The 10,771-nt window shown below is 67.0% G+C and carries 9 protein-coding genes; 2 read left to right on the top strand and 7 right to left on the bottom strand.

Annotation, left to right across the window (positions count from 1 at the left end; all coding sequences use genetic code 11):
* Positions 1 to 189 precede the first annotated feature (189 nt).
* Positions 190 to 1,182 (bottom strand): LLM class F420-dependent oxidoreductase, encoded by a 993-nt coding sequence (locus tag ACFU5M_RS07020; RefSeq protein ID WP_379045055.1) that lies wholly within the window; start codon positions 1,180 to 1,182, stop codon positions 190 to 192.
* A gap of 390 nt (positions 1,183 to 1,572) precedes the next feature.
* Here ACFU5M_RS07020 and ACFU5M_RS07015 point away from each other — a divergent pair, with 390 nt between their 5' ends.
* Complete coding sequence (locus ACFU5M_RS07015; protein ID WP_379045052.1) at positions 1,573 to 2,112, top strand: hypothetical protein; 540 nt, start codon at positions 1,573 to 1,575, stop codon at positions 2,110 to 2,112.
* Between the two features lie 67 nt (positions 2,113 to 2,179).
* Here the strand turns inward: ACFU5M_RS07015 and ACFU5M_RS07010 are convergent, their stop codons facing one another.
* The 4 genes from ACFU5M_RS07010 to ACFU5M_RS06995 all read right to left on the bottom strand — a co-directional run bounded on the left by ACFU5M_RS07010 (position 2,180) and on the right by ACFU5M_RS06995 (position 6,115).
* On the bottom strand, positions 2,180 to 3,127 hold the full coding sequence (locus ACFU5M_RS07010; RefSeq protein WP_379045049.1) for a TauD/TfdA dioxygenase family protein: 948 nt from the start codon (positions 3,125 to 3,127) through the stop codon (positions 2,180 to 2,182).
* Between the two features lie 168 nt (positions 3,128 to 3,295).
* Entirely contained in the window at positions 3,296 to 4,186 is an 891-nt protein-coding gene (locus ACFU5M_RS07005; protein WP_379045046.1) for an ABC transporter permease, read from the bottom strand.
* The gene (locus ACFU5M_RS07000; protein ID WP_379045043.1) at positions 4,179 to 5,036 is read right to left on the bottom strand and encodes an ABC transporter ATP-binding protein; all 858 of its coding nucleotides are present in this window, start codon (positions 5,034 to 5,036) and stop codon (positions 4,179 to 4,181) included. Before ACFU5M_RS07000 ends, ACFU5M_RS07005 begins: the two co-directional genes overlap by 8 nt.
* Positions 5,033 to 6,115: an ABC transporter substrate-binding protein gene (locus ACFU5M_RS06995; RefSeq protein WP_379045040.1), complete on the bottom strand. Its 1,083-nt coding sequence runs from the start codon at positions 6,113 to 6,115 to the stop codon at positions 5,033 to 5,035. The genes ACFU5M_RS07000 and ACFU5M_RS06995 overlap by 4 nt, the downstream gene beginning before the upstream one ends.
* Before the next feature lie 830 nt (positions 6,116 to 6,945).
* Between ACFU5M_RS06995 and mgtE the strand changes: the two genes are divergently transcribed.
* Positions 6,946 to 8,310 (top strand): magnesium transporter, encoded by a 1,365-nt coding sequence (gene mgtE / locus ACFU5M_RS06990; protein ID WP_379045037.1) that lies wholly within the window; start codon positions 6,946 to 6,948, stop codon positions 8,308 to 8,310.
* Between the two features lie 127 nt (positions 8,311 to 8,437).
* Here the strand turns inward: mgtE and nrdF are convergent, their stop codons facing one another.
* On the bottom strand, positions 8,438 to 9,400 hold the full coding sequence (gene nrdF, locus ACFU5M_RS06985; RefSeq protein ID WP_379045034.1) for a class 1b ribonucleoside-diphosphate reductase subunit beta: 963 nt from the start codon (positions 9,398 to 9,400) through the stop codon (positions 8,438 to 8,440).
* Between the two features lie 457 nt (positions 9,401 to 9,857).
* Positions 9,858 to 10,730 carry an intradiol ring-cleavage dioxygenase gene (locus ACFU5M_RS06980; RefSeq protein WP_379045076.1) on the bottom strand — a complete coding sequence of 291 codons (873 nt, stop codon included), beginning with the start codon at positions 10,728 to 10,730 and terminating at the stop codon, positions 9,858 to 9,860.
* Between the last annotated feature and the right edge of the window lie 41 nt (positions 10,731 to 10,771).

The raw sequence follows: 10,771 nt of genomic DNA, 5'->3' as shown, positions 1-10,771 counted from the left end.
CGCTTCGGTCGCTCGGCCGCGAGACGGCCGCGAACGGTCGCTCGTAAGACTCGCTCCGTTGTGGGTGGGTGAGTGGGGATGGTCGGCTATTGCGGGCAGGGGCAGGGGCAGGGGTGGGGGTTCGGGGTTCGGGGTTCGACCCAGGGGTGCAGTGGTTGCTCGGCCGCTCGTGAGACCTGCCCGGGGTGCTCAGGTCAGTGCGGGAAGTACTTCGCGTTCGAAGAGTTCGATGCCGGAGGTGTCGTAGGCAGATTCGGGGAAGTTGAAGATGGCGTAGCCGAGGCCGAGGTCGGCGACTCGGCGCAGGTTCTCGATGATCTGCTCGGGAGTGCCGGTGGCGGCGCCGCTGTTGAACAGCTGTTCGAAGTAGGACTTCGCCGCGTCGGCGCCGATGACGGGTGTCAGGCGGTCTTTCAGTGCCGCGAGGCGATCTTCGACTTCGGCCTGGGTCGAGCCGATGACGACGTTGAAGTTCGAACTGCGGACGATCGCGTCGAAGTCGGTGCCGACCTCGGCGCAGTGCGCGCGCAGCACCTCTGATTTGTGGGTGAACTCGTCGGGATTGCCGCTGAAGTTGGTGTACTGGGCGTATTTCGCGGCGATGCGAAGTGTCTTCTTCTCGCCGCCGCCCGCGATCCACAGCGGGATGCCGTTCTCCTGCAACGGGAGCGGACGGACAATGGCGCCGTCGACCTGGTAGTACCTGCCGTCGAGGGTGGCCGAACCCGTGGTCCAGGCCTGCCGGAAGATCTGCACGCCTTCGTCCAGGCGGCCCAGCCGTTCGCCCGCGGACGGGAAGCCGTAGCCGTAGGCGCGCCACTCGTGTTCGTACCAGCCACCGCCGATACCCATCTCGACGCGGCCGCCGGAGATCAGGTCGACCGTCGCGGCCACTTTGGCCAGGTAGGCCGGGTTGCGGTAGCTGATCGCGGTACACATCTGGCCCAGGCGGATGCGCGAGGTGGCGGCGGCGAACGCCGACATCAGCGTCCATGCTTCGTGCGTCGCCTCCTCGGTGGGGATCGGGACGGTGTGGAAGTGGTCGTACACCCACAGCGATTCCCACGCCGGGTTGGCGTCGGCGCGCTGGGCGAGGTCTCGCATCACCCCCCATTGATCCGCCGGATCGATGCCCACGAGATCGAGCCGCCAACCCTGCGGAATGAAGATGCCGAAGCGCACGAATATCTCCTTCGTGTGTACCCGAAACGGCCATGGCGAGCGCCGCGGCCTTCCTCACTGTTACCAGTCCACCGCGCGCTGGCAACCGTTCGGCGCTCGACGCTTCGAATTCCGGCCGGGAGCCATCGCCACCGTGACTCGATCGCTGTACAACCAGGTCATAGCAAGCCAGGTCGTTACCGCGGCAAGAGCGAGCAGCGCGATGTTCAGCCCGAGGACCTTGATTTCACCCCGGCTGAGGTGCAGCGCGATCCCACCGACCTGGATCGGCACGAGCCCGATCGCCGCGGCGAACGGCGCGGGGCCGATCGCTGTCGCGTCGGTGCACCGCGGAATGCCCGAACGAAATTCGCTGGCGGGGGCGGGGCGAGTGTCGCACGCTGGAACTGTATGAACGAAGAAGGAAGAACTCCGAACGAAGAAAGGCAGCCTCGGCTCGGCGTCGATTTCGGCCGAGTCATCCAAGGGGCGGCCTCGGCGCCCGGCGACGAGGACACGGTGTTCCTCTCCGGCGGGCTGGAGGAGGCGCTGCGCACGCCGCCCAGCGCGGGCGCTTTCGACGTCTTGCCGCGGCTGGTCCGGCGCTTCGATGGACACGCGTGGGTCATCTCCAAATGCGGACCGCGGATCGAGCAGCGCACCCGCCAGTGGCTCGATCACCACGACTTCTACGACCGGACGGGGATCGCACGCGAGAATGTGCGCTTCTGCCGTGCGCGGGCGGACAAGGCGGTGCACTGCGCCGAACTCGGCATCACGCACATGATCGACGACCGGATAGACGTGCACCGCGTGCTACGTGACCTGGTGCCCTACCGGTTCCTGTTCGGCGCGCAGCCGGGGCCGATTCCCGATTGGGTGCGCCATGTCCCTACCTGGGGCGATGTGGAGCGCGCCGTACTGAAGACGACCGATCCGTCTTTCTCGTAACGCTGCGAAAGCGCGAGGTCGGCCGATCGTATGTGGTGCGATCGGCCGATCTCGCCTTTTCCGTTCCCTACGCGCCGGTGAACTTCTCTCCCGCGATGGACTTCGACGGCTGACCGTCGACGCCGACCGGGATGTCGCCCTCGAGCGTGGTTCGGTACAGCACGCGGGTGACGTCGAGGTGGTCGAGATCGCTCGGCGCGAGGTGCGCGGTGGCCCGGTTATCCCAGAACGCGACGCTGCCCTTCGCCCAGCGGAACCGGACCGTGTACGCCGGATTGGTCACCTCGTCGAACAGCAGTTTCAGCAGCGCGTCGCTCTGATTCGGCCTGAGCCCGACGATCCTGGTGGTGAAGCCGGGATTCACGAACAGCGCTCGCTCACCGGTCACCGGATGCACCCGGACGACCGGATGCTCGGTGACCAGCGGCGCGGCCGCGACCTTCTTCGCGTAGTCGCTGTCGGAGTCCCAGGCCGGCCTGCTGCCGCCGAAGCGGTGCTCGGCGCGCAGTCCTTCGACGAATCGCTTGAGCGACTCCGGCAGGTTCTCGTAAGCGGCGACGAGGTTCGTCCAGCCGGTGTCGCCGCCTTGCACCGGGGCGATCTCGGCACGCAGGATCGAGGCCGCGGGCGGGTTGATCAGCGCGGAGACGTCGGTGTGCCAGTGGTTGGTGTAGCTGAACTTCCGCACGCCGAAACGCTTTTCGTACAGCCTGCTGTCGACCGCCAGGATCTCCGGGTGCTCCGTCGGCGCGTCGTCGTCGTACGGGTGCGACGGAGTGACCGCGCCGAACCGGCGGGAGAAGGCGATCTGCTGCGCGTGATCGATGTGCTGATCGCGGAAGAACAGCACCTTGTAGGTGTGCAGCGCGTCGGTGATGGCCGTGACTTGCTGGTCGGTCAGTGGTTCGCGGAGATCGACGCCGGAGATGTCGGCGCCGATGTAACCGGCGACGGGAGCGACGTGCACCGCGCTGGGTACGGTGGTCGCGACGGGGGTTTCGTGTACAGCGGTCATCGGGAGAACTCGTTTCGAACTAGAGGATCGGGCCGGCGCGAACCGGAGAGGCGACGTAGGCGGCAAGGCGACAAGCGCTGCCACACACCCGCATGAAGTCGACGACGCGCCGTCTGGTCAGCGTCCGCACGGCGACTGCCTTCCGGACAGGAGAAGGGCGGCCATGGTTCAGCCGTTCGCCGGGGCGCGCCACCGCGACAAGCGGCGTTCCAAGGCGACCAGCAAACCGTTGAAGCCCAAGCCGAGCAGTGAGATGGCGAGAATTCCCGCGTACATATTCGGGATCGCGAAATTCTGCTGCGCCGCGGTGATCAGATAGCCGAGCCCGGCCCTGGCCCCGAACATCTCGGCGGCCAGCAGCACGAGGATCGAACTGGCGGCGGCCATCCGCAGACCGGTGAAGATGGACGGCAGCGCCGCGGGCAGGATCACCTTTTGGAACAGGCGCAACGGCGAGAATCCAAGGGAAGCGGCCGATTTGACGAGCAAGGGGTCGACCGTGCGCACGCCGGTGATGGTGTTGAGCAGGATCGGGAAGAAGCTCGCGTAGACGACGATCGCGACCTTCGAAGTTTCGCCGATGCCCAGGATCAGCAAGAAGACCGGGAGCAACGCCAGCGCCGCGGTGTTGCGGAACAGCTCCAGGATCGGATTGAGGAAGTCCGCCACCGGTTTGTACCAGGCGATCGCGATGCCCACCGGAATGCCCGCGGCCAACGCGAGCGTGTACCCGACCAGCGAGCGATTCAGGCTCGCGGAGATGTGGGTCCACATCTCCCCGCTGGCCACCAGGTCGGCGAACGCCTGGAGGACCGTCGAGAACGGCGGCAGGAATACCTCGTCCACCAGCCCAAAGGTGGGGGCGAGCTGCCACAGCAGCAGGAACAGCGCGATCACGATCGTCGGTTTGAACACCCGCCAGGCCAAGCGGCTCACCACGCGCACGGCGCGCGTGACGAAGGTGGGCGCTGCGGGGGCCTGGCGCACCGGGGCCGGTCGGGTGGGCGCGGCCGAACGCTCCCGTACCGGCCGCTCGCTCAGCTGAATGGCACTAGACATCGGCTGTCCTCTCGGGGGTGGATTCGATCTCGGCCGGTTGGTCGGACAACGACTCGAGTTCCAGGCTCGCCGCCCGCTGGACCTCGCTGTGCAGCAGCGTCCAGATTTCGTGGCGGTAGTCCCGGAAGCGCTCGGAGGAGCGGATGTCGTCGTCGGTGTCCCGATCGATCTCGACGTCGACGATGGCTTTGATCCGGCCGGGCCGGGAGGTCAGCACGGCCACCCGCTGACCGAGATACACCGCCTCGTCGATGCCGTGCGTGATGAACAGGACGGTCTTGCCGGTGGCCCGCCAGATGCGCAACAGTTCGTCCTGCAAAGACTCCCTGGTCTGGGCGTCGAGCGCGGCGAACGGTTCGTCCATCAGCAGCACCTCGGGATCGAACGCGAGGCTGCGCGCGATCGCGACGCGCTGTTTCATGCCGCCGGACAGTTCGTGCGGGTAGCGGTCGCCGAATCCGGAGAGCCCGACCAGTTCCAAATAGTGGTCGGCGAGTTCGCGCCGCACCTTGCGGCGCAAACCCTTGGCCTCCAAACCGAATTCGATATTGGAGCGGGCTGTGCGCCACGGCAGCAGCGCGTACTGCTGGAATACGATGCCGCGGTCGAGGCCGGGCCCGGTGATCGGCTTGCCGTCCAAGAGGATCTCACCCGAGGTCGGCTTGCTCAGTCCGCCGAGTAAGTCCAGCAGTGTCGACTTGCCCGAGCCGCTCGGCCCGACCAGGACCAGGAATTCACCCTCCCGCAGTTCCAGCGAGATGTCCTCGACCGCGGTGAACCGCTCTTCGGAGCCGCGCACCGCGAACTGCTTGCGCACTCCGTTGAGCGATAGTTTCGTCGCCGTGGTCATTTCGCGGCCACCACCTCTCCGGTCGGTCCGGCCTCCGGCTTGAATGTGCCATTGGCGTAAGGGTTGAACTTGTTGGTGAACAGATCCGTGGCCTTCAACTTGCCGTTGGGCAGTTCGCCGTTGCGCACCAGCCAATCGATCCAGATCTGTAGTTCCTTCTCGGCGACCACCCCGCCGGGCACCGGGATCCCGGAGCTGAGCCAATACGGCACCAGGCCGGTGTTCTCGTTGCGGCCGCGCTTGCCGATGATCTGCACGAACCGCTCGCGCACCTGATCACGCGGTGTCACCTGCAGCCAGCGGATCGCGCGCGCGGTGCCCTGCACGAAGTCTTCGACCGCTTCGGGATTCTTGGCGATGTAGTCGTCGCGGAAGACGTAGGTGCCGTAGTCGAACGTGCCGAAAATGGCCTTGTCGGTGTACAGCGGGTGGATACCGCCGCGCTGGAGGGCGGTGTCGCGGAAGACGCTACCCAGCGCGCCGACGTCGACCTGTCCTTTGCGCAGCGCGTCCTCGGTATTGGCCGGCGGCACGACGACCAACTGCACCTGCTTGATCTCGTCGTCGGTCAAGCCTTGCTGATGCAGCCACTCCCGGGTGATGAATTCGTGGTGCGCGCCGAGGGTGTTGACCGCGACCTTCTTGCCGATCAGATCGCGTGCCGAGGTGATGCCGGAGTCGTCACGCACGTAGTAACCGGTGAACGACTGCTCGTCCGCGCCATAGGAACTGAGCACCGAGGTGACCTTCGCCCCGCCCGCGATCAGCTTCACCACCGCGCCGTTGAACGCGCTGCCGAACTCGACCTGATTCGTCGCCGCGGCCTGGATATTGGCCGGCCCGCTGGTGGTGTCGCCTTCCCAGTGCAGGCTGATCTTCGTGAAATAGCCGAGGTCGTCGGCCAATTCGACGGCGTTGACCTGCCCGGTGGCGCCTTGGTAGCGCAGCACGGTCTTGCCGTCGGCCGTCTTGGCGGGGGCGGACTCGCCGCATCCGGTGAGCACGGACAAGCCGGTGAGCACCGCTACAGCGGCAGAGAGAGCGCGGGCGACGCGCCGGGAGGATGGAGATAGAGGCATTGTTGTTCTTTCGAAGAGAAGACGCCGTGCAGTTCGATGCCCGGCATCCGGCGACACCACAGCGGAGCGATGCGGCGGTGGACGACCGCGCGGGATTCGGCCGGGAACCAAGGCCGCGCTGCTTCAGTGGCAACAGATTCCGTGTGGAACGCGCATGAAGTCGACCGCGCGACGGCGGATCAATGCTGTTGCTGTCGACACTTCGAGACTTTCGTGAGCTGTATATCGGTGCGGGGCAGGCGCGGTGATTTCCGACGCCCGCTCTGGAAACACTGTTCCGGTTCTCAGGCATGGGAGCAACAGTTCGACGCCGACTGCGTATAACCCTGTCGTCCAGGGGTCGAGCGTTCCGGAGACCGAGGTGACACGGTCGTCGGCTTCGCAGCGGCAACCGCCGCATGACGACCCGCGCGGTCGCGCGACCCGAAGCGACGACGACCGCCGCCGGAGCGCAGGCGCGGCCGGTCGACCGCGATCGCGGTCGGCGCGCCGGTACCGATGCCGGCATCCGCGGGCGAACCGACGCCCGATTCCGACCGGCGTGGAGCGGCTTCGGTCACAGCGCGCCGTCGTAAGGTGATCATTATCCCCGCAGCCATGTAAGCTGCACGAGGACGTTTCCTGTCCGCGAGATGTTGATCCGAATGGTGCGGATATCCGAGATCCGCGGCGACGACGAGAGGGAGGTGGGCGATGCGCAGCGAACCTCCCAGTCGAAGGCCGCGCGGCGCCGCCCCTTCGCATTCCTGACAGGTAGCGACGGCAGGGGCCGGCGCCCGCGGTGTGAATTTCGCGTCTCTGTTCACTCACGCATGTGCTGAGGTCCTCTCATGTCGCAGACCGACATCATCGAAGTACGTCCGACGCTGTCCGAATCCCTCCAGGACGTCGTGGAAACCCGTCGCGTGGACGCCGCGCTGGACTGGCTCGGCAACCATCCGCCGCACGTCATCGCCGACCAGCTCGCCCGCATGGACGCGGTGCGGGCCGGGATGGCGTTCCGCCTGCTCGACAAAGACCTGGCGCTGGCCGTCTTCGAGGAACTCGAGCCGGTGGACCAGCAGCAGATCCTGCAAGGACTGCGCGATCAGAGCTTCCGCGACCTGATCGAGGGCATGGCGCCCGACGACCGCGCCCGCATGCTGCGCGAGGCGCCCGCCAAGGTGGCCAAAAAGGCGCTGGCCGGGCTGAGTCCGCGGGAGCGGCGGATGACCGCGAGCCTGCTCGGCTACCCGGAGGGCTCCGCCGGGCAGTTCATGACGCCGGAAGTGGTGGCGCTGCCGCGCGACCTGACGGTGGCCGAGGCGCTCGGCATGGTGCGGGCCAAGGGCGGCAACGCCGAGACGGTGTACACGCTGCCGGTGGTCGATTCGGGCAGGCGGCTGACCGGCATCGTCGAATTGCGCGAACTGGTGCTCAGCAAGCCCGAGACGATGGTGTCGGAGCTGGTCGTCACCGAGCCCGCCTTCGCGCGCGCCACCGATTCCGCGGAGAAGGCCGCCCGCTTGATGCGCGAGACCAACGACATCAATTTGCCGGTGGTGGACAGCGAGGACCGGCTGGTCGGGCTGCTCACCATCGACGACGCGGTCGAGGTGATCGAGGCCGCCGACAGCGAGGACGTGGCGCGGCAGGCGGGATCCGCGCCCTGGGAGGGCCACTACATGGCCGCCGGGGTGTTCCAGCTGGCCCGCTACCGCGCGCTGTGGCTGCTGCTGTTGCTCTTCGCGGCGACGCTGACGGTGAGCGTGACCGACTTCTTCGAGGCCACCTTGCACCAGGCGGCGCACTTGGCGCTGTTCATCCCGCTGCTGATCGGTGCGGGCGGGAACGCCGGTGCGCAGGCCGCCACCGCCTGCGTGCGCGCGCTGGCGGTGGGGGAGGTGCGGGTATCGGACCTGTTCCGGGTGATCTGGCGCGAATGTCGTGTCGGCCTGGTGCTGGGTTCGCTGCTCGCCGCCGCGGGGCTGGCGATCGGCGCGTTGTTCGTCGGCCCGCGCATCGCCTTGGTCGTCGGCATCACCCTGGTCCTGATCTGCGGCTGGGCCGCCACCATCGGCGGCACCATGCCGCTACTGGCGAAGAAACTGCGCATCGATCCCGCGGTCGTCTCCGCCCCGATGGTCACCACCCTGGTCGACGCCACCGGCCTGATCATCTACTTCACGACAGCGAAGCTGGTGCTGGGGATCTGAGCGTCGGCACCGCGCCACCTCCAGCGGCGGCTGGAAGATCCCGCGCTGTCGATCCGGTGCTCGAACGAAACGACGCGAACCCGGCGCCGCGACCGAATCGCGGGCACCGGGCTCGGCGTAGGCCCGCTCAGAACTCCCAGTCTTCGTCCTCGGTGTTGACCGCCTTGCCGATGACGTAGCTCGAGCCCGAACCGGAGAAGAAGTCGTGGTTCTCGTCGGCGTTGGGGGACAGGGCCGAAAGGATGGCGGGGTTCACATCGGTTTCGTCCTTGGGGAACAGGCCCTCGTAGCCGAGGTTCATCAGCGCCTTGTTGGCGTTGTACCGCAGGAACTTCTTGACATCCTCGGTGAGGCCGACCTCGTCGTAGAGGTCCTGGGTGTATTCGACCTCGTTGTCGTAGAGCTCGAACAGCAGCTCGAAGGTGTAGTTCTTGAGTTCGTCCCGCTCGGCCTGCGTGACCAGCTCCAAGCCCTTCTGGTACTTGTAGCCGATGTAGTAGCCGTGCACCGCCTCGTCCCGGATGATCAGCCGGATCATGTCGGCGGTGTTGGTGAGCTTGGCCCGCGACGACCAGTGCATCGGCAGGTAGAAGCCGGAGTAGAACAGGAAGCTCTCCAGCAGAGCGGAGGCGACCTTGCGCTTGAGCGGATCGTCGCCGTGGTAGTACTCCAGCACGATCTCGGCCTTGCGCTGGAGGTTGCGGTTCTCCTCAGACCAGCGGAACGCCTCGTCGATCTCGCGGGTGGAGCACAGCGTGGAGAAGATCGAGCTGTAGCTCTTGGCGTGGACCGACTCCATGAACGCGATGTTGGTCAGCACCGCCTCTTCGTGCGGGGTCAGCGCGTCCGGGATGAGGCTCACCGCGCCGACGGTGCCCTGGATGGTGTCCAGCAAGGTCAGGCCGGTGAAGACCCGCATGGTCAGCTGCTTCTCGTCGGCGGTCAAGGTGTTCCACGACGGGATGTCGTTGGAGACGGGCACCTTCTCCGGCAGCCAGAAGTTGCCGGTCAGCCGGTCCCAGACCTCGGCGTCCTTTTCGTCGGGCACCCGATTCCAGTTGATGGCCGACACCCGATCGATCAGTTTCATCCTGCCTCCACGCCTTTCCCGAGCACGCTGCCGTCACGGAATGTCTACCCTCGGAACACTACTCCTAGTGGCTGACATGTCCGCGCAGCACAACACCTTGTGTCGCCGCGATACGCGTCCTACGTGCGCGGGAACGCCGGGACGCGCCGCGCGCGGCCCCCTATTGTGCGGTACGCGCCGTGGGGTGACTACATCGGCACCGGTGGGTCCCGTTGCGGGCTGATTGTTTGCCAGACGTTGTCCGGTAAGGCGAGCCTGACGTGCTCATGATCGGCGCACCAGGGGTGGATGCCCGCCTCAGCTCGGCCGCGAAAGCGTTGCCGGGCTCGCCGATCCCGGCGCGCCGCAACGGTGGCAGTGCCGCAAGTCACCGCCGCGCGAGGACTGATCCGGCAGCCGGACCGCTTCGCCGCGGTTTGTCTACCTGCGCCGATTCGACCCACGGGGCGGCTGAGTCCTACCGCGGAGGCCGGCCGCCGGGTGCGCCGCCGGGCGGCTGCCCGCCGGGCTGCGAAGAACCGTTGCCCGATTGGGTGTTCTGCGATTTCTCGGCGACCCCCACGGTGAGCGAGACGCGCAACCCGGAGGACGGCGCGCCCGTCACGGTGGCCAGTTCCGCGTCCCAGCCGTCGCCGAAGACGTTGTCGGAGTCGAGCGTGACCTGCGCGAGATTGGCGACGCTGCGCGCGTAACCCGAGTCGTGGGCGAATACCGCCTCGCAGGTGGCCTGGGGCAGGGCGATCTGCGAGGTCAGCCGCGCGTTCTGGCCCGCGACCGCGGTCTCGAGCGAGTCGTAGACCTCGAAATGGATGTGCGGCCACCGGCCCGAGTAGCAGGCCGGGAAGATCGACGTGAAGGTCACCTTGCCGTCGGCGTCGGCCACCTGCACCCCGCGCAGGTAGTTCTGCTCGGTGACACCGCTGCTGTAGAGCGAGTAGTTGCCGTCCCGGTCGCAGTGCCACACGTACACCGCCATGCCCGCTCCCGCCGCGCCGCTTTTCGCCAGGTCACGCAGTCTGAGCTCGAGCGTCATCGGAACACCCTGCGCGACACCGGAGTACGGGCCGAACGAGTCGGTGATGTCGCTGCGCACCACGCCGGACTCGACGAGGACGTTGGGTCCGTTCGACCCGTCGCCCGGATACGGTCCCGCGGTCTCCTGCGGTGCGGCGGTGGCGCCACCGGATTGCGCGGTGGTCGCGGAGGCGGCCTCGGTCGCCGCGGCCGTCGTGTCGTCGGAAGCCGACGCGCAGCCGGCCGCGACCGCCGCCGCGCCCGCGGTCGCCCCGAGGAAGAACAGGGCACGGCGCCGGGACACCAGAACCTTCATATCGTGTGCGAGACCGAGATCGTGCTCGTGTACCTCACCGC

This window comes from Nocardia sp. NPDC057455, from assembly GCF_042802775.1.
Taxonomy (GTDB): Bacteria; Actinomycetota; Actinomycetes; order Mycobacteriales; family Mycobacteriaceae; genus Nocardia.
Note: the sequence above shows the minus strand (reverse complement) of the source record. Positions and strands in the feature narration are given on the sequence as shown.

Excerpts from the sequence above, each read along its gene's own strand:
- ACFU5M_RS07015 (WP_379045052.1), top strand. The coding sequence starts at position 1,573 with ATGAACGAAGAAGGAAGAACTCCGAACGAAGAAAGGCAGCCTCGGCTC.
- ACFU5M_RS07010 (WP_379045049.1), bottom strand. The coding sequence starts at position 3,127 with ATGACCGCTGTACACGAAACCCCCGTCGCGACCACCGTACCCAGCGCG.
- ACFU5M_RS07005 (WP_379045046.1), bottom strand. The coding sequence starts at position 4,186 with ATGTCTAGTGCCATTCAGCTGAGCGAGCGGCCGGTACGGGAGCGTTCG.
- ACFU5M_RS07000 (WP_379045043.1), bottom strand. The coding sequence starts at position 5,036 with ATGACCACGGCGACGAAACTATCGCTCAACGGAGTGCGCAAGCAGTTC.
- ACFU5M_RS06995 (WP_379045040.1), bottom strand. The coding sequence starts at position 6,115 with ATGCCTCTATCTCCATCCTCCCGGCGCGTCGCCCGCGCTCTCTCTGCC.
- mgtE (WP_379045037.1), top strand. The coding sequence starts at position 6,946 with ATGTCGCAGACCGACATCATCGAAGTACGTCCGACGCTGTCCGAATCC.
- nrdF (WP_379045034.1), bottom strand. The coding sequence starts at position 9,400 with ATGAAACTGATCGATCGGGTGTCGGCCATCAACTGGAATCGGGTGCCC.
- ACFU5M_RS06980 (WP_379045076.1), bottom strand. The coding sequence starts at position 10,730 with ATGAAGGTTCTGGTGTCCCGGCGCCGTGCCCTGTTCTTCCTCGGGGCG.